Genomic DNA, 18,965 nt, shown 5'->3' on the forward strand with positions numbered 1-18,965 from the left:
TGGCCGCTTTTTTAGTCCATTCGATTCATCGCTCGATCAAACGTTCGCAGCCTTTGCAGCCGCAGCCGTTGCCAGTCCCCTCAATTCGGCGGCAATAAAGAACGAACCCGTAATGCAGAGAAGCTGGTCAGGTTTTGTCCACTGCAGAGCCAGCCGCCAGGCTTCGACGGGCAGCGGGCAAGTCTTCACGGCGTCTTCGTCGGTCGCTTGGCCCAATCGCGATTTTTCGTCGCGACACCACTGGGCGATCTGGTTGACCGGAATGGCCCGCGGATTTTCTTGAAACTCCGTGGCGACGACCCGCTGAAAATGCGGCAACAGCACGCGCAGCATCCCCGGGGCGTCCTTGTCCTTTGACGCCGCGAACACCAGCACCCGCTCGGTCGCTGCGAAACTTTCGCAGAGCGATTCAACCAACGCTTCCACCGACGCCACATTGTGCGCCACGTCGAGCACCACCGTTGGCCGGCGCCCCACCACTTCAATGCGTCCCGGCAGCGTCGCCGTCGCGAGACCCGCCCGCATCGCGTCGGTTGAAATCAGCCAACCCTGGCGGCGCAACTCCAGCGACGTCGCCAGCGCCACGGCGGCGTTCGCCGCCTGGTGGTGTCCCAGCATCCGCAGCGGCGATTCCCGCAACGAAAAGCATTGTTCGCCGCTCCCTGCCGTGAAGTCGATCTCGCCTGTCGCGGCATGGGCGTCGACCTCGTGCGGCGCACGATAGACCGCGGCAAAATCCTTCCTTGCGTCGATAACGCGGGCCCCGTGCTGCCGGGCGATCTCCACCAGCACGGCATGGGCCGAGTCGTCGAGCGTCCCCAGCACCACCGGGACGCCATGCTTGATGATCCCCCCTTTCTCAGCCGCGATCTTCGCGGTCGTGTCGCCCAACTGCTTCGTATGATCGAGGCTGATGCTCGTGATGACGGTGACCGCGGGCTGGCAGACATTCGTTGAATCAAGCCGTCCGCCGAGGCCTACCTCCAGCACCACGGCATCGACTTGCCGATCGGCAAAATGCATCAGCGCCAGCGCCGTGGTGATCTCAAAAAACGTGGGCGAATGCGACGAATCGCCGCTGGCGACTCCTTCGTCGTCCATCTGCTGGACGACCGGGCGGATACGGTCGACGAGGCCTATCAGTTCGTCGCCCGAGCAGGGAACGCCGTTCACTGAAAAACGTTCTTCCAGTCGCTCCAGATGAGGCGAACTATAAACGCCCACGTCGTAACCCGCCGCATGCAAAATCGCCGCCACCAGCGCCGACGTTGAACCTTTGCCCTTCGTCCCCGCGACATGGACGATCGGCAGCCCAGCATCTGGATTTCCCAAGCGGTTCAGCAGGGTGCGCATCCGGTCGAGCTTTAGCTGCCGCTCACCGTAGGGCAGCACGGCCACTCGTTCGTAGTTGATTCTGCCGAGCAGAAATTCCAGGGCAGTCGCGTGGCGATCAAGAGGAGCCGCGTCGGGCATGGTCGGGAATTCGGCTGGCGTCAATCGAAGGCTGAAAGCCAATGGCGGCAGTTCACCATAGACCCAAGACCGGCCGAGGGACAAGCAAGAACTCGACGCATTTGGTCGTGTCTATCGTGCCGCGGGGTGTAGCCCTCGAACGCTAGCCAAAAAAATGAAGGGCCGACGAGGTGCGGGAAACCTCGTCGGCCCTTCCGGAGGGGGGAGACGCAAAGGGAACGTGGGTGAGCGTGAGTTACCCGATCGTTTGTTTGGAGTGGCCGCCGCGGTTGGGAGGTTGAAGCCCGCGGCAGCCGAAGGCACCTAAAAGCGAATGGGGCGCCAAACCTTGCCTTTGTCGCGACGCCAAATTTGCCGGTGCGAATTGGCGCGCCCTAAGTTTTTTTGCAGTAGAATGTTATGGTTTATGTCGCCAAAAACGTGCAAGGCGACAGATCGTCGCGGCGACCCTTTTCCTTGTAATTCTCGCCGCTGGTTTGAAAGAATTTCTCCCTGGCAGGAACCGAGGTCCGCGCAACCCCGTAGCAAAGGGTTTGGGCGCCCGGCTCCATGGGGTTCGCCTATGGCCAGCGCCGCCTGGCGGCTATCATACCAATCCCGCCGCAACTCCTTGCCACGTCAGTCCTTCCCGCATTTTGTCGCCCCATGCTCCTTTTGGAAAACGTCCGCAAAGCCTACATCGAGCCGAGCGGCGAACCGCTGCCGATTCTCGACGTCGAGCGGTTTGAAATCGCCGCCGGCGAGCAGGTCGTCCTCCGCGGACGTAGCGGCTGCGGCAAGACGACGCTCCTAAACTGCATCGCCGGCCTGACGACCGTCGACAGCGGCGCCATCACCGTCAACGGCCGCGACGTGACCAAGCTCCCCGAAGCGACCCGCGACCGTTTCCGGGCCACGTACATCGGCTTCGTGTTCCAGACGTTCAACCTGCTGCCAGCGTTTACGGCCCTCGAAAACGTCATGCTGGGGATGACCTTCACGGGATCGAGGCCCGACGCCGTGCGGGCCACCCAGCTTCTTACCGACGTGGGCCTCGGTCATCGCCTCACTCACAAGCCGCGCGCCCTCAGCGTCGGCGAACAGCAACGCGTCGCCGTCGCTCGCGCGCTGGCCAATCGCCCCGTACTGTTGCTGGCCGACGAACCGACCGCCAACGTCGACCCCGCGCACCAGCAGCACGTCATCGACCTCCTCCGTTCCGCTTGTGAGCGTGAAAACATCGCCATGCTGCTGGTCACCCATTCGCCCGAGGTGTCGCAGCAGTTCATCCGCGTCGAGGAATTGGAACGAGTCAACCGCGCGGCGAGGGTGGCATGAGCTATTTCAAGATCGCCTGGCGAAACATGCAGGAGCGGGCGCTGGCGAGCTCGCTCACCGGACTTTCGATGGCGCTTGGCGTCGCCCTCATGGTGCTCGTCCTGGTCATCCACGAAGTTGTCGTCGCCCAGCTCTCCAACGACGCCCAGGGTTACAATTTCATCGTGGCAGGGAAGGGGAGTCCCTACGAAATTGTTCTGACGACCGTCTTTCACGTCGGCAAGCCGCTCTACCCGATTCCCTGGAAGTACTACCAAAAGTTCACCGACGGCGAGTTCGCTCCGTTCACCGATTTGGCCGTCCCCATCTGCCTCGGCGACAGTTACCCGACTGCCGACGGCCAACTTTTTCGCGTCGTCGGCACGACCGCCGACATGTTCAACGAGCTCTCCTATGGGGCCGATTCGCAAGGAAATGAAAAGCGGTACGAGTTCTCCTCGGGCCGCAACTTTCGCTCGAATCACTTCTTCGAGGCCGTGATCGGCTCCGTTGCCGCGAATCGAACGGGTCTGAAAGTCGGCGACCGTTTTCAACCGTCGCACGGCATCAGTGCGGAAGGCAAGAAGCACAACGAGTTTGAAGTCGTCGGCGTCCTCGCCCCCACCGGCACGGCGAACGATCGGGCGCTCTTTGTGAATGTCGAAGGCTTCCTGCTCCTCGACGGCCACGCCCGCGCGCCGAAGCCAGGCGCCGAATCGGAGCCTCCGATCGTCGTCGACGATGCGCCGCCGGGGCAGCCCGCCCCTCTGCCGATCTCGCAGCGCGAGGTCACGTCGATCCTTGTTCGATGCAATCCGGAGGAGATGATGGCGCCCATGCAAATCGACATGGGCGTCAACAAGGGCGAAGACCTCACGGCGCAAGCCGTCGCCCCGGTCAGCGTCGTCGAACGACTTCAAGCCAGCTTCCTCGCCCCGATGCGGCTCATCCTGCTGGTCCTCACGGTGATGATCGTGATCGTCGCCGGCATCAGCATTCTGGTCAGCATCTACAACTCGATGAGCGAGCGCAGCCACGACATCGCCGTGATGCGGGCCCTCGGCGCCAGTCGCAACGCGGTGATGGCCGTCATCCTAGTCGAGTCGATCCTGCTATCGATCCTCGGCGGACTCGCGGGCCTGGTCCTGGGCCACGGCGTGCTGGCGCTGGCGAGTCCCGTCGTCGAGTACTACACCGGCGTCACCGTGCGGGCCTGGAGCTTCACCTGGCAAGAGACGCTGCTGGTTCCCGGCCTGGTCGCGTTCGCGGCGCTGGTCGGCTTTCTTCCAGCTCTCTCCGCCTACCGTACCGACGTCGCGAAAACCCTTGGAGGGGCCAGATAGCCGCACCTTCCAGGTACGGTCTCCCGGCCAGGATGGCCGGGCGATGCAGCGGGCGGATACAATAAATGGCTGGCTTTGCCCGGGTCGTTGGGAGAATGGACACATGATAATTCGTTCAAAAATTCAAGCGATCGCGGTTGGTTTGCTCGCGGCGCTCATGCTATTCACTGACATGGCGGTCGCGATCCAGCGCGCCGCCGCCTGCCCCTTCTGCAGCGCCGCCATGGCGACCCTAGGCCAAGAGATCGCCGGCGCCGACGGAGCGGTGATTGCCGAGTTGATCAAGCCGATGCCCGCCGCTGACCCGGCTGTCGGCCCCGTCGACCCGACGCAGGCTGCCGCCACCTTCCGCATCGTGAAGGTCCTCCGCGGCGAAGAGAAGCTCGCCGGCGCCAAGGAGATCGACGTCGTCTACTTCGGCGAAGACGCCCCCGACAAGAAGTTTCTCATTACGGGCATCGCGGCGATCACTCCCGACAAGATCGAGTGGACCACGCCGGTCCCCCTCGCGCCTCGCGCGGTCGAGTACGTCGAAAAGCTCCCGACGCTCCCCGAGACCGGCGTTGAACGGATCGCCTTCTTCCAGGAATACCTGGAAGACGAAGATCCGCTCCTCGCGCAAGACGCCTACGACGAGTTCGCCCGGGCGCCCTACGCCGACGTCATCGCCATTGGCCCGCGGATGCACCGCGACCGACTGCTCCAGTGGATCAAAGACCCGTCGGTAGGTCCCTCTGGCCGCCGGCTCTACCTCACGATGCTCGGCATCTGCGGCCAGCCTGACGACGTGACGATGATTGAGGAATTCCTCAACTACGATTACCAAATCACCAAGCCCGGCATCATCGCCGCCATCGGCACGACGGGCGTCCTCGGGACCCCGATTGGCACGGGTCTGATCGACGAAGCGATCCACGCCGATGAGCGTCGCAAGAAGGAAAGCCTCGACGCACTGATCGCCTGCTACATCAAGCTCAAAGGCCCCAGCGCCTTGGAATTGGTGAACGCCAAATTCCTCGGCAACCCGACCGTCGAGTACAAGCATCTCCACTCGGCGATCATGGCCCTCCGCTTCCATGGCGAGGAGACCGACATCATCCCGCGCGAGAAGTTGCTCGATTCGATGCGGCTCGCCCTCGACCACAAGGAGTTCGCCGACCAGGTGATCCCCGATCTCACCCGCTGGGAAGATTGGGAGGTGATGCCGCGACTGGTGAAAATGTTCAAGGATGCGCCGGCAGACGACTGGATCCGTCAGCCGGTGGCGTCTTATGTGCTCGTTGCCGCCGAGCAACCGGGGGAAGTCGGCGAGCAAGCCAAGGCGTCGATCGCCGAACTGGAATCGATCGACGCCGATACGGTCGAACGGGCCCGCAGCCTCTCGGCCTTCAGTTTCCTTGCCAAAGCCGCCGCAGCCGACGCGGCGACGCCTGGAGCAACGCCCGCGGCCCCCGTCAGTGCGAACCAAAATACGGCCGACGCCAAGGCGGCCACACCGGCGGAAGCAGAAAAATCCCCCGCGGCAGCCGCGGGGAAGACGGCCGAAGACGCCCTCGTGCCGGCCGTGAAGGAGCCGATGTCCCTGTCGCCGGCGTCGAGCCAGGCCAAAGCGAACATCCAGCCGCCGACGGCGCCGGTTGCGCCGGTCGCCACGACCGACCTCCCCGTACCGAGCAAATTGAAGCTGATCGGCGTACCACTACTAGCAGCCGTTGTACTACTGGCGATCTTCGCCGTGCTGCTGCGAGGGACTGACCCCCGCTCCGCCGAAGAACGCCCGTAGCATTGCAGCCCCTGGCTCCGCCAGGGGCGAACGACCAAGAAGCTTTCCTTCCACTCCGACCACCGGCAACGCCGGTGGCTTGTACCACAAATCCCATGTCCACCGCCGAAGCCGTGTCCGCCAGCCGTCCCGCCATCCGCGGCGAAGAGTTCGAATACCGCCCGATGAACACCGGCGCGATCGCGTCGCTGGTGTTCGGGCTCCTATCGGCGTTGATTTTCTTCGCCGGCCGCGATGGCTTCCAGAACTCGCTCCTGCTGACGCCGCTGCCGCTGATCGGCATCGCGCTTGGCGTACGCGCCATGGCGGCAATGCGCGCCAATCCCGACCAATTTACCGGCGGCGCGATGGCGAAGATCGGCACGGGGCTTTCGATCTTCTGTCTGATCTTCGGCTTAGCCTATTCCGGCTACGTCTATGCGACCGAAGTCCCCGCGGGGTACGCCCGCACCTCGTTCTTCGACTTGCAGCCTGACGACATCGACCTTCGCGGCGGGCATGCGATCCCCCCGGATATTGCCGCCCTCGACGGGAAAAAGGTCTTCATTAAGGGCTACATCCGCCCCGACTCGACCAACAACGGCTACCGCCAAAACATCAGCCAGTTCCTGCTCGTCCGCGATAGCAACAACTGCTGTTTCGGAGATCTGAGCACCGTGAAATACTTCGACCAGATGCTGGTGCAGATGAAGGGCAACGATCGGGTCGATTACTCGCCGGGGCTGCTTCGAATGGGAGGCATCCTCCGCATCTTCCCGCAACATGCCGGCGACGGCGCTCCCGGTCCCGCATTCGTCCTTGAAGCCGATTACTCGAAATGACGTCTCGCCCACTGCAATGGATGGCATGGAGCGCCTTGATCGTCGCCGCAGCCGGCTGCGACGCGGCGACATCGGCCCGCGAATCGTCCACCGGCGAGCGGGCGGCGTCAGCCGCTCGGCCACCTGCGTACGAGAGGGTTCCGCCATCGTCAGCGACGTCGCCGCAACCTCAGCCCACGGTCTCCGCGGAGCCCCCCGCTCCAGCGAGCAACGCACCGGCTCCGTCAGCGTCTGAGCCGTCGCGCACTGTCGAGGTCAAACTCCCCGATCCCGACTCCTCCGGCTACATCGAAACCACCTTCGATGACCTGAAGTTCGAGATGACGAAGACCGAGCTTTTCGATCGGGCGATGCTCACCCCGAAGGTGAACGCCCTGATGGATAAGAAGATCCGTATCCGCGGCTACATCTTTCCGACGCTCCGCAAAACGGGCCTCAACCGCATCGTGCTGGTCCGGGACAATATGGAATGCTGCTTCGGCCCTGGCGCCGCCCTGTTCGACTGCGTCCTCGTGACGATGGCCCCCGGCAAGACGGCCGAGTACTCGATCCGCCCCGTCGCGGTCGAAGGGACGATTCGCCTCGAAGAACTGCAAGGCGGCCCCGACGGCCGCCCGCTCGCGATTTACCAGATGGTCGGCGACAAGGTCGAGTAATCTATCCCTTTGCAGCCCCCGGCTCCGCCGGGGGGTAGGTCGCCATACCGGTCGGCGTCGCCCCGCGTCACGCAACCCCCTGGCGGAGCCAGGGGCTGAAAAGCCAAACCCCGAGCATCCTCATGCCGCGCAACGCCCTCCTCTTCCTCCTCGCCGCCATCTCCCTCGCGGCCGTCGCCTACGCCGCGGAACCAACGGCCAAACCCGCAACCGACCCGGAAGAAAAAGAAGTCCGGGGGCTCCTTGATCGCTACTTCGCCAGCTGGTCGAACCAGGACCTGATGCGCTACGGCCAATGTTTCATGCCGCAGGCGGCTATTCAGATGATTGACCCCGAGCGCGGCCTGATCACGATGCCGCTCGGCCCGTTCCTGCAGAGCCAACAGCAAGCTCACCGCGCGTCGAAGAATCGCATGACGGAAGCGGCCGAGTCGATGAAGATCCGCTTCGATGCCGACCTGGCCCACGCGCTGGTTTACTGGAAGCTCGTCGACGGCGACCGCCTGGAATATGGCTACGACCACTTCACCCTAATGAAGTCGGACGGCAAATGGCGCATCGCGAACCTGGTCTTTTACGCCGTCCCTCCGCCCAAAGAGGCCGCTGAAAAATAAGACCGACTCTCCGCCCCCGGCTCTTCAAACCCGGTGGCTCAAACGCCGAGCCTACTTCGCCCGCTTGCCGCGCTGGCTGAAGACAATCAGCGTGAGATCATCCGGCTTGTGCGGCTGCCCTTCGAGCGCCGTCTGCATCCGTTGCATCGCGACGCCGGCAATCTTGGCGGCCGCGCTCGCTGCTGTGCCGTTTTTGAGGAACCCGTTGATCTCGTCCATTAGCAGGTTGTCGAGCACGCCATCGCTCGCCACGAGCAGCCCATCGCGAGTCGAGACCTTCCGGACGCTGCCAACCTCAACGTGCATCGCCTCAGAACCAAGGTAGTTCGAAACGAGATGCCGCTCTTCGTGATCGAGAGCTTCCTGCTCTTCGAGCATTCCCGCTTCCATGGCGTAGCCCACCGGCGAATGCGACGTGGTGAGCAGCTTCACCTTGCCGCGGCCGCCGACCATCACGATCTGGGCGTCGCCAATGTGGTAGGGGCGGGCCTCGCCGTTTTCGATCTGGACGATTGCCAGCGTGGCGCCGGCGCCGTTCTTCAGTTCGATGATTTGGCGATTCGCCTCCTCGATGCCGTCGAGGATTGCCGTGCGGAGCGACTCTCCCGCCGCCGCCGCGGTGGCGATGTGGTTCGTCAAGCTATCGATCGCGATGCGGGCCGCTTGCTCGCCATTGGCCATCCCGCCGCAGCCGTCGGCGACGATCAGCACCGCGGCGTTCTCGCCCGCGGCGACGACGGCTGCGGCGTCTTGATTGGCAGTCGTCTTCTCGGGTTTACGCGCCGACAACACCGCCACCGATCCGCCCGCCAGCTCGAACACTTCCGGTTCGAGCATGTCGACGTTCAGGTAGACCCGCGATTCACAGGTAGTGAGTTGCTGGCAGTCCATCGTGGTCGTTTGTTTCAGCGCGCCGAAAACTTGGCGCATCGCTTAGTCTTTGCCTAATCGGCCGTGGCTTCATTTTTTCTAAAGTTCGCACGTCGGCGCCGGCACAACCGGCGCTCATTGTCCGCCGAGCCGTTTGCAACACCAAGGACAGTGGCTCCAGTAGCCCGGAACGACGCCCCAACCGCAGTGGCCGCAGTTGCGATTCGACTCAGGGATTTTCCACTTCTTCCGGACTTTCCGATGGCACCAGCAGCAGTAGCGCATGAACGGCATCAATAATTTTCGCGTGCACTTCGGATTCTGGCACCGGCCGGTATAGCGCTTGTCGGTGAATTTTCGCGTCGAGGTCGGCTCAAAGCCGGGGCCATAGCACCAGGGGCAATACTCCCAGTCGAGCTTCATCCCCCGGAAGCACCGCGGACACTGTTGCGGGAAATCGGTTTGACCCTCGTGCGCCAGGCGCGTCTTGCCGCACCAGGGGCAACATTGCATGGGCTCCGACACCGGACCATTGCATGCGGGGCACTGGTGCTTGGCATCGAGCACTTTGCCGAATTCCTGTTGGAATTGGCGGCGCTGAATGGTTTTCCAGTCGGCGCTGCGGCGAGAGCTTTTCGTCCCGCGCTTCGCCGCGGTTCGTCCCCCCTTGGGCGACTTGATCCGCGCGAACGCCGCGAGCATCGCCTCAGCGTCGGCAAACCGCTTTTGCGGCGCCAGCTCCATCGCCTTCCGCATGAGCTCGATCAGTGCGGGATGGACTTTACGCTGGAGTTCGCGATACCCCGCCGGCGGCCACTCGAACGGATATTCGGGCAGCCGCCCGGCAAACATTCGATACAGGACCAGCCCCAACGCAAACACGTCGCTCCGAAACGACGGCCGTCCCATTGCCTGCTCGGGCGCCATGTAACCGAGCGTGCCGGCGCCGGAGGCTCGCAACGTTCGCTGCGCCACTTTGGCGACGCCAAAATCGGTGAGCCGCAGGCGGTTATCCTCGAACAGAATGAAGTTATCGGGCTTGATGTCGCAATGAATAATCTGTTGGCTATGAGCGTATGCGACCGCCGCCAGCATCTGCCGTGCGAAGTCGAGCGCCGTGTCGATCGACAGCCGGCGGCTAATCCGATCGTCAAGCGTCTCGATGCCAAGCGCGCTGACGATCACAAAGTATTCGTTGATGAACTGAGCCGTCTTCAGCGGCAAGATGTTCGGATGCTCCAGCTGCGCGACCATCCGAACTTCGCGGCGGAAGTCTTCCAGCGCCGATCCGGTAAGCAGGTGAGCGTACGGAATCTTGAGGGCGACGCGGATGCCCTCGATTTCATCCTTCGCCTGATAGACGGTCGCAAAGCCACCCTCGCCCAGCTTACGCTCGATAACGTACTTGCCGAGCTTTTGCTTGGCTCGCAACAGCTTTCGCGGCCGGCGCTTGATCGACGTTCCCGGCGCCGCGGGCGGATGGGGGCGCGTGCGGTTCGTCGGCGGTTTGGGGCCAGGCTGGCTGTCAGGCGTCATGTGCTGCGAATCTTGATGAAAACCAACGAAGCGCGCAACGCGGCGAAGCGCCTGCCTCGCCCGGAGTCTCCGCTCAAACCTACGCCATTCCCGGCCCGGTACCTTCAGTATCCGAACCGGCCGGCGGCTCGACAACAACCCGATCTTGCGGGCGCCACGGCCGCCTCGACGTAGAGCCCCTGTTATAGCGACAATAGGGCCCACGAGCCCTATGGACCAGAACGCCGTCAGGATGATCCGGGCGACGCAGGCGGCCACGGCGGCTGGCCTGGGCGACGACGGTCGATCCTCACGGAACGCCCAACGAGCATTCCTGGTGCGGCATTGGGGGCTCCCAGGCTCCAAGTTCCGAGGGACTGGCTGGTCGCGGCCTCTCGGCTGGCCAGCAGGGGGTAACTCAGCCTAAATTGCCAAGTGGCGGACCACCGTCAACGGAAGCACAGCTCGCGTCGTGCAAATCGAAACGCCGTATCCACTCCTGACCCCTGACGCCCGCCATGTCGACCTACCGCGCACTCTACACGGACTACCCCTGGGCCGACGTCGAGATCGAGCGCCGGACGCTCGCTGAGGTCGATTGTGAGCTCATCGTCTCGCCCGACAACAAGGAAGAGACGCTGATCAAGCTCGCCCCCGGGATCGACGTGATCCTCACTTGCTGGGCCCCGGTGACCGCCCGCGTGATCAACGCCGCCGACCGTTGCCGCCATGTCGCCCGTACCGGGATCGGGCTCGATAACATCGACGTGGCCCGGGCCACTGAGCGCGGCATGATCGTCACGAACGTCCCCGACTACTGCATCAACGAGGTCGCGGAGCACACGCTCGGGCTCATCTACGCCCTCGGCCGCGGCATTGCCGGCTACCACTTGGCCACGAAAAACGGCCAATACGACCTCGTTGCCGGACTCCCCGCCGAGCGGATCAGCGGCAAGACGCTTGGCATCATCGGTCTAGGGCAGATCGGCAAGATCCTGGCCCGATTGGCCCGCGGCGTCGGCATGCGGGTCGTCGGGACAAACCGGTCCAAGACCCCTTGCGACGGCGTCGATTGGCTGCCTCTCGACGAACTCCTGGCCCGGAGCGATTTCGTATCGGTCCAAGCACCGCTCACCCCCGAGACCAAGCACCTCATCAACCGCGAAACATTGCGACTGATGAAGCCGACGGCATACCTGATCAACACGGCCCGCGGTGGATTGGTCGATCATGCGGCGCTTGCCGAAGCGCTCGATCAAGGCGTGATCGCCGGGGCGGCGCTCGACGTCCAAACGCCGGAACCGCCGGACCTCTCGCAGCCGCCCTACGACGATCGTCGCGTCATCGTAACGCCTCACGTCGCGTTCTATTCGAGCCAGGCAACGGAGGAACTCCGCACGCGCGTCGGACGGCAGGCGGTAGACTTTCTCTGCGGGCGCTGCCCGGAGAACATCGTGAATACGAAGGTCCTCTCCTGACCCCGGCGCCCCGCTCAGGTCGATTTGCGCTTTCGATCCCCGCATCTTCGGCACATCCGGACCAGGCCCGACAACGCTTCCCCGCCGTTTTGACTAGCCCCCTCCTGCGGCCTATATACCGTTGGAACAACCCCTCTTCGCGCGTCGAGACTTCGGCCGAGGTCGCGCTGCGCGACGATACAGAGAGACTCCATCGAAATCGCAACGTTGGGCCAGGCGTCGTCATGGAAGAAGCCAAACCGCGCCCCGGTTTTCCGGGTGACCGTGCACAGGTAGCAGCAGAGAAGCTGCGCGCCTTGCGCGAGCGCGCGAACCAGGCTCTTGGCGACCACCGCAAGCGACTCGCTCAGATCGAGAGCGAGCTGAGCGATCGCGTACGGCAACTCGCCGAGGAATTTGAATCGGCGGCCGAAGGGATCGAAAAGCATCTCCCGGGCAGCCGGGACGCGGAGGTTGCCGCGCTGCGCGAGCAACTCGAAGAGAATCGGGCGAAGCACGAGAAGTTCGTCGAGCAACTCGCGATTGCCCGCAAGCAGATCGACTCGATCCAATCAGAGCCCTGCCCCGCGTGCGACGATGCGGCTCAGCAATTGGCCGATGCACAAGGAGAAATCCGCCAGCTGCGCGAGCAAGTCGGCGCGCTTGAGCAGCAACGGCAAGAAGACCGCGGCCGCAATGAAAAAGTTGCCGAGCAGGTAGCCGCTGCGCGGCTGGCGATTGGCGACTTACAAGCTCGCGCCAGCGAGCAATCGAGCCAGCTTCAGGCAGAACTTGACGAGGCAATAGCGGCTCGTCAATCGGCCGATGAGCGAGCCAAGGCCGCCGCCCACGACTTGGAGTTGCTGCAAGCGGACTACGACAAACTCGAACAAGAGAGCCAATCGCAGGAACAATTCGAGGCAGCGCTAGCCAAGGAACGGGTGCGGGCCACGGCCGAACTCGACAACATGCGTGACGCGCTGCAGCAAGCCGAGCAACGGCTTGCCGACGTCGAGGCCGCACTGGCCGCAGCAGAGCGTCAGACTGAATCGATTCAGAACGAAGCGGCCCAGCTCGAGCTCGCTAACGCCAACCTCGCCGCGCAAATGACGGCGTTGCAGGCGGCGCATGCCGACGAGCAAGAAGGGCTGTCGTCACGGCTTTCGGCCGTCGAGCAGGAAGCCGCTGCGCTGCGCAATCAGCTAACGAACGACGACGCCGAGGTCTCGTCGCTGCGCGCGCTCCTCGCCGAGGTCACTACGGCACGGGACGAACTGCAGTCCGCGGTCGACGCGGCGCATAGCCAGATCGACGCCTTGGAGCAGGAAGCGGCCGCCTCCGTGCCCGAGTTGGAGCGCCAGTTCGAGCAGTTCCAGACGGAGGTGGAAGCTGCCGAGGAGGCGCGGGCCGCGGTGCTCGCGACGCTCGACGCGACAAAGGCAGAGTTGGCCGCCCTCCGCGAAACCACGTGCCCGCGGGCCGACCTCGACGCGCTACAACATAAGTTTGGCGTTACGCTTTCGGAGGTGCAAAAACTCAAACGTGAGAATAGCGAACTGCGCGACGCGGCGGCTGCGGGTTCGACGAACGATGGGGCCGCGTCGCCAGAGTTGATTGCCGTGCGGCAAGAGCGGGATGACCTAGCCGCGCGCCTGGCTGAACTCGAATCGGCGCCCGCCCCTGAGCCAACGCCGCCGGCAGACGACTCGGCGCTCCGTCAGCAGATGGAGGATCTGCAACACCGCTTCGAGATGACGCTCGACGATCTGCGGAAGGCGAATCAGGTCAATCACGAGCTGCGCGGTCAGCTTGCCGCGGCCCAGTCGGCTGCCGGCTCAGCGATTGTCGCCGGAGGATCTGACTGGGCTTCCCAGCGAGCGCGTCTGATGGCGATGCTTGAAGACGAGGATTACGAAGGGGTCAGCGACGCGGCCCGCAAGAAGGAACGGGCGACGATCGAAAGTACGATTGCCGCCACCGATCGTGCCATTGCCGACAAGGATCGCGAACTAGCGGAACTGCGAGCGAGCGGGATCGGCATTGGCGGCGACGCAGGAGACCATCAAGCTCGCAATGCGGCCATCGACGCCGATGAGGCGATCATTGCCGAGCGCGAGAAGCTGGCGATGATGCAAGCTGAGTGGGAAGAGAAGGTCCGCAAAGCGGAGCTTGAGTTCGCGCTCGAACGAGCGAAGCTGGCTCGCGATCAGGCGGCACTGAAGGAGAAGATGTTCGAGTTCCAGAAGACCGATCCGCAAGGGATTCTGGCGAACGACGCCGACGGCAAACCTCGTCGACGGTGGCTGGCGGCGTTGGGGCTGGGCGAGGAAGGAGATGAGAACGGCAAGTCGAAGGGGTGATTGCCGTCATTCTGGGCATCCAGCGTCTTGATCGAGCTTCTCAAACTCTTCGCTCCGCTGAATGACAATAGTTGGCAAGGTGGCTGCGTACTAAAACGACATCGTCTCGATTGGCGCGTAGTCGTCGGTGAACAGCGTGGCCTGCTTCCTCTCTGGAATCGTCGTCAACAGATCGCCAATCATGCGGCGCACCTCCACGTTGCCGACGTATGACGCCGATTCGTAGGCGGCGGCTTTCGCTAGCCATTCTTCAGCATTCAGAGGTTGATCACTGTTGACCGCGACGAGAATCACATTCGTCGACTGGTCGGCGAGCCCTTGCTGTTTGCCGATGGCGAATACGTGCACTTGCGGAAATGCCTCGGACAGCGTCGCGTACATCGACTCGAAAATCTCCGCGTTCTTGCCGCGAACGGCGCTGTTGATGTTCATCACGAAGACGCCGCCAGGGGCGAGTTTCTGGCGGCAAAGTTGGAAGAACTCGCGCGTGACTAAGTGGAACGGAATGCGGCCGCCAATCGTGAACGCGTCGAGAAAAATGGCGTCGTAGCGGCCATCGGTCGCGTTGCGGACGAATGTGCGACCGTCGGCGGCGATGGTGCGAATGTTCTCACTTTCGGGCAGGTAGAAATCGCTGCGCGCGACGTCGAGCACCGCCTGATCGATGTCGACCACGTCGATCTCCATCGTCGGGTCGTGCTGGTGGAACGCCCGGGGCCCCACGCCGCCGCCCGCGCCGATGAACAGGGCACGGCGAATCTTTGGCTGCGGTAGGAAGGCGAGATGGAAGTACTTGGTGTACTCGCTCTCGGAACGATGCGGCTCGCTAAGTTCGATGGCGCTTTCTGTGAACCTGTCAAACTTCAATTCGCGACGCCCTTGTACCTGGTTGTCGATCACTGAAATGTGATGGTACGGCGTGTTGATCTCGCGAACTAAATCGCTCCCGACGGGAAGCGATGCGGCTCGCAAATCGCCGAGACCGAAAAAGCCCGCCGCGATGGCTGCGAGGATGGCCAAACTGCCGCGGATTGCTGAACCGCCGCTCCCGAACGGGAATGTTCCTAAGGCGACGAGCGCGAGTACGCCGGCGAGTCCCTTCAGAATGGCGCCCGCGCCAAAGTTGGGGATCAGGACGAACGTCGTGAGCATCGTGCCGATGATGCTCCCCAGCGTTGAAAGCGCGTATAGCGTGCCGGAGGTCTTGCCCACCGATGCGACGGTCGCCGTCGCCAAACGAATCGCAAACGGCGAGACCATCCCCATCCCGATGCTGGGGAGTAAGAAGAGTATGGAGCCGGCGAAAAACGGACCCGATTTCTCGCCAAAGTTGGCGCGTAAGATCGCATCACAGACGGGTTGCCCGATGGCGACGATCAAAAACATGAGCGCGGCGACCACGAGGATGATTCCGCTGAGCAGCGCCCGCGACGGATACCGATCCGAAAGCCCGCCGCCAATGTAGTAACCGACGCTCAGCGCAATCAGAAACAGTGAAATGAGGCTGCCCCACACAAACACCGAATTGCCGAAATACGGCGCGAGGATCCGGCTGCCGACGATCTCAAGTCCCATCAGCACGGCGCCGGAGGTGAGGACGAGGAGCTTGAGGCCGAGTGAAGGCGGCAGCAGTGAGAAGCTCGTGCGACTGGCCGTTCGTGCGGGCCCAGTTTCGAGAGAAGGTTCCGTATGCTGTTTCGCCGCCATGGAATGCTCTACTCCGAGTGTCGTGTTGTGTTTCAGTCCTCGGTTGCGCCGAGGGTTCGCGCCGCGTTGCGGTCGCGACTTTTGATTGTTCCGCCCCTCGGCGACGTCCACTCGCTCCACGCGGAGAGCGACTAACGCTTGAGCCGACGGGCCATCTCTTGGAAGTCGAGCGACGACTTGAACCGGCGATTCAAGTCTCGCCCGCGGCGGGCGAGATCGTTTGGCTCGAGCCGTTTCGAATCGATGGCGCCAATCGCCACCAAGCCGTTGAACTGCGACAGCGGAAAAACGTACAGCTGCGGAAACGCTTCCGTCAGGCCGCGAACGTCCGCATCGAGGTCGGCGTGAGGGTTCAGATTGAACGCCACGACCCCGCCCGGTTTGAGCTTTTGCTGGAGTTGCTTATAAAACTGCTGCGTCCGCAGCGCCAGCGGGGCCCCGGTGCCGTCGGTGTCGGCCGAGGGTTTGAGAAAGGCATCCATGTAGATCACGTCATACGTCTGGTCCTGCGCCGCGGCGATGAACTTGAACCCGTCGGCCGTGACGATCTTGACGTTCTCTGCCGGTTTCGTGCCGAACATCTCAGCGGCGATTTTCACCACCAGCGGGTCAATCTCCACGGCGTCAATCTTCACGCCGGGGTCGGTTTGCTGCAGGTAGTGAACCATGCTGCCGCCGCCGAGTCCGACGATTAACACCCGCTTGGGCTCGGGCTGGAACAGATAACTGGCAAACAGGTACCGCAAATACTCGAATTTCAGATCAGCGGGACGGCGCAGATCCATTTGAGTTTCGAGGACTTCTTCACCCGCGTCGCGGACGAAGATCATCGAGCGAATCGGACCGCGACGGCGGATGCGGATGTGCGAGTAATCGCTCTGGCCGTCGTACTCAAGCTGTCCGGCGGCGTTTTCCAGCGCGGTCCGCGCCGATTGCGCCACAGCGACTGCGGGTAGGCCTGTCGCTGCTAGCAGCCAGCCGACCACGGCTGTCGCCAGCAACGGGCCGCGTCGATGGCGGGTTATTGCAGCGTCTTCCATGGCTAGCAGTCTAATTGACGGCGCCTTTTCGGCCTATGGCACGCTCGGGCTTCCCATGGCTGATCTTGTGACGAGCTGTGCGCCTTTCTAAAATTCGCCCCCTCTCGCCGCCCGCACGCGGCGTCTTACGACCAGGGCGACCATGTCTCCGCAGTTTGAGTAAGCTATGCGATTCGACCCCAAACGGATTGTCAAGGCCGTCAATAAGCTCCACCGCGAGACGGTCGTTCGCTGGCATCAAGTCGAGCCAGACAACGCGTACGCCGACTTCCTCGGCGCCGTTTGCCAGCAGCATCAATACAACTTTCTCCTCTGGCACGAAGAGGATATTGCGCGTAGCCCCGATGTTTCCAACGCCCGTATCGCCATGGTGAAGCGGGCCATCGACGGCTACAACCAACAGCGCAATGACTGGATCGAGCGGATTGACGAAGCATTTCTTGAACTGCTCGCCGAAGCTAGCGTCAAGCCGGCGGCAGGCGCGAAGCTCAATACCGAAACGCCTGGTTCGTCAATTGACCGGCTGTCGATCATGTCGCTGCGAATCTTCCATCTGGAAGAACAGCTGGAGCGAACCGACGTCGACGAGGCCCATATCGAGCGCGTGCAGCAGCGGATCGCCCGTTGCCGACTCCAGCAGAAGGATCTTTCGCAGTCTTTGGCCGAACATCTCGCTGATTTGGCGGCCGGGCGCAAGATCCTAAAGGTTTACCGGCAGATGAAGATGTACAACGACGCGACGCTGAATCCTTATCTTTACCAAACTGGAAAAAAGCACGTCGCGTAAACGGAGCTGCCCGCAGCGAAGCGGCACAATCGCCGCGCCGCGACCTCCAACATTTCGGAACCAAATGACATGGCGACGGTCACTTCGGCCTCACAAGCTCGGCGGGCACAAATGGCGGCGGCGATTGCGTCGCGCGTCGTGAACTGCCGTCGCGTCCTGCAGGTGATCACTCCGTCGCACATGTCGGGCGCCGAGATGCAGCTGGTGCGGCTGACGCGCCGCATGCGCGCCCGCGGGCACGAACTGCCTGTGCTGGTAAAGCACGATTCGCCCGCGATCGAACACATGCTCGAGAAGGGGCTTTCGGTCGAGCGGGGACGCATCGGCGGCAAAGTCAATTTCATGGCGATTTCACGAATCGCCCGGGCGGCGCGGCAGCATCGCGTCGATCTGGTCCAGTCGACCCTGTCGACCGCCAGTTGGTGGGCTGGCTGGCTCGAAGCCTGCGGCGGTCCCAAGTCAATCGGTCACGTGCAAGGTTTTACGTCGGCGCGCTGGCACCGCCGCCAGAGCCACTTGCTAGCCGTCTCTGGCGCCGTGCGCGACGATTTGGTGGCCCAAGGGATCTCACCGGATAAAATCACGGTGCTCATGAACGCACTGGAGGCCGACGAATATCGCCCGCAGCGCGACCCATTGGCGGTGCGAGCGGAATTTGGCGCAGACGCCCGCACGCCAGTGGTCGGCACGTTCGCCCACCTTTCGGTGAAGAAGGGCTACCGCGAACTATTCGCCGCCATGCCGCAGGTGCTCGCACAAGTTCCCAATGCCCAATTCTGGATCATGGGGCAGGGGCCGCTGCGGGACGAGCTCGAACAGACGGCCCGCGCGGGCGGGTACTTGAAGCAGGTTCGCTTCGCCGGCTTCCGCCGCGATGCGTGCGACGTCATGAACGCCATCGACGTGATGGCGTTGCCGTCTCATCGAGAGCCTTGTGCGCTCGCCTACATCGAAGCAGCGCTTTTGGCCAAACCGATCGTCGCTTGCCGCGCCGGCGGAGCGCCGGAGTCAATTGCCGACGGCGAGACGGGAATACTCACCCCGGTGGGCGATAGCCGCGCGATTGGCGAGGCGATTATTGGACTGCTGGGAAACCGCGACTTAGCGCGCAGCATGGGTCAAGCAGGCCACGAGCGGGCTCGTGAGGTTTTCTCTTGGTCGCGCTTCATCGCCACGCTGGAAGGCGTCTGGGAACGCGTTCTGTCGTAGCCGCAGGTCAGCGACCTGCCGGAGCGCCCTCACT

The 18,965-nt window shown here is 63.0% G+C and carries 15 protein-coding genes; 10 read left to right on the forward strand and 5 right to left on the reverse strand.

The features are described from left to right. Positions 1-36: 36 nt before the first annotated feature. Positions 37-1,473, reverse strand: a complete 1,437-nt coding sequence (locus tag I41_RS05240) for a bifunctional folylpolyglutamate synthase/dihydrofolate synthase (protein ID WP_145431543.1) — start codon at positions 1,471-1,473, stop codon at positions 37-39. Between the two features lie 645 nt (positions 1,474-2,118). Here I41_RS05240 and I41_RS05245 point away from each other — a divergent pair. The 6 genes from I41_RS05245 to I41_RS05270 all read left to right on the forward strand — a co-directional run bounded on the left by I41_RS05245 (position 2,119) and on the right by I41_RS05270 (position 7,986). Beyond that, positions 2,119-2,790: an ABC transporter ATP-binding protein gene (locus I41_RS05245; protein ID WP_145431544.1), complete on the forward strand. Its 672-nt coding sequence runs from the start codon at positions 2,119-2,121 to the stop codon at positions 2,788-2,790. Next, positions 2,787-4,112, forward strand: a complete 1,326-nt coding sequence (locus tag I41_RS05250; protein WP_145431545.1) for an ABC transporter permease — start codon at positions 2,787-2,789, stop codon at positions 4,110-4,112. The genes I41_RS05245 and I41_RS05250 overlap by 4 nt, the downstream gene beginning before the upstream one ends. A 103-nt stretch (positions 4,113-4,215) precedes the next feature. Further along, a complete protein-coding gene (locus I41_RS05255; RefSeq protein ID WP_145431546.1) occupies positions 4,216-5,895 on the forward strand; it encodes a hypothetical protein in 1,680 nt (559 codons plus the stop codon). A 95-nt stretch (positions 5,896-5,990) separates the two neighbouring features. Continuing rightward, positions 5,991-6,716 carry a DUF4190 domain-containing protein gene (locus I41_RS05260; protein WP_145431547.1) on the forward strand — a complete coding sequence of 242 codons (726 nt, stop codon included), beginning with the start codon at positions 5,991-5,993 and terminating at the stop codon, positions 6,714-6,716. Further along, positions 6,713-7,372, forward strand: coding sequence for a DUF3299 domain-containing protein (locus I41_RS05265; protein WP_145431548.1), 660 nt, complete (start codon positions 6,713-6,715; stop codon positions 7,370-7,372). The genes I41_RS05260 and I41_RS05265 overlap by 4 nt, the downstream gene beginning before the upstream one ends. A gap of 122 nt (positions 7,373-7,494) precedes the next feature. Further along, a complete protein-coding gene (locus I41_RS05270; RefSeq protein ID WP_145431549.1) occupies positions 7,495-7,986 on the forward strand; it encodes a nuclear transport factor 2 family protein in 492 nt (163 codons plus the stop codon). Between the two features lie 51 nt (positions 7,987-8,037). Here I41_RS05270 and I41_RS05275 read toward each other — a convergent pair whose 3' ends face one another. Both I41_RS05275 and I41_RS05280 read right to left on the reverse strand, forming a co-directional pair. After that, positions 8,038-8,916 carry a PP2C family protein-serine/threonine phosphatase gene (locus tag I41_RS05275; RefSeq protein WP_145431550.1) on the reverse strand — a complete coding sequence of 293 codons (879 nt, stop codon included), beginning with the start codon at positions 8,914-8,916 and terminating at the stop codon, positions 8,038-8,040. Positions 8,917-8,991: 75 nt separating this feature from the next. Further along, entirely contained in the window at positions 8,992-10,392 is a 1,401-nt protein-coding gene (locus tag I41_RS05280; RefSeq protein WP_246133807.1) for a serine/threonine protein kinase, read from the reverse strand. Between the two features lie 497 nt (positions 10,393-10,889). Here I41_RS05280 and I41_RS05285 point away from each other — a divergent pair, with 497 nt between their 5' ends. Together I41_RS05285 and I41_RS05290 are read left to right on the forward strand one after the other, a co-directional pair. After that, positions 10,890-11,849, forward strand: coding sequence for a C-terminal binding protein (locus tag I41_RS05285; protein ID WP_145431551.1), 960 nt, complete (start codon positions 10,890-10,892; stop codon positions 11,847-11,849). A 224-nt stretch (positions 11,850-12,073) separates the two neighbouring features. Beyond that, positions 12,074-14,188 carry a coiled-coil domain-containing protein gene (locus I41_RS05290; protein ID WP_145431552.1) on the forward strand — a complete coding sequence of 705 codons (2,115 nt, stop codon included), beginning with the start codon at positions 12,074-12,076 and terminating at the stop codon, positions 14,186-14,188. A gap of 90 nt (positions 14,189-14,278) precedes the next feature. Here the strand turns inward: I41_RS05290 and I41_RS05295 are convergent, their stop codons facing one another. Beyond that, positions 14,279-15,895 (reverse strand): fused MFS/spermidine synthase, encoded by a 1,617-nt coding sequence (locus tag I41_RS05295; protein WP_145431553.1) that lies wholly within the window; start codon positions 15,893-15,895, stop codon positions 14,279-14,281. Between the two features lie 131 nt (positions 15,896-16,026). After that, positions 16,027-16,935: a spermidine synthase gene (locus I41_RS05300; protein WP_145431554.1), complete on the reverse strand. Its 909-nt coding sequence runs from the start codon at positions 16,933-16,935 to the stop codon at positions 16,027-16,029. Positions 16,936-17,101: 166 nt separating this feature from the next. Between I41_RS05300 and I41_RS05305 the strand changes: the two genes are divergently transcribed. Both I41_RS05305 and I41_RS05310 read left to right on the forward strand, forming a co-directional pair. Further along, entirely contained in the window at positions 17,102-17,722 is a 621-nt protein-coding gene (locus tag I41_RS05305) for a DUF4254 domain-containing protein (protein ID WP_145431555.1), read from the forward strand. A gap of 69 nt (positions 17,723-17,791) precedes the next feature. Further along, on the forward strand, positions 17,792-18,931 hold the full coding sequence (locus tag I41_RS05310) for a glycosyltransferase family 4 protein (protein WP_145431556.1): 1,140 nt from the start codon (positions 17,792-17,794) through the stop codon (positions 18,929-18,931). The last annotated feature ends 34 nt before the right edge of the window (positions 18,932-18,965 follow it).

It is taken from the genome of Lacipirellula limnantheis (genome assembly GCF_007746075.1).
GTDB lineage: Bacteria > Planctomycetota > Planctomycetia > Pirellulales > Lacipirellulaceae > Lacipirellula > Lacipirellula limnantheis.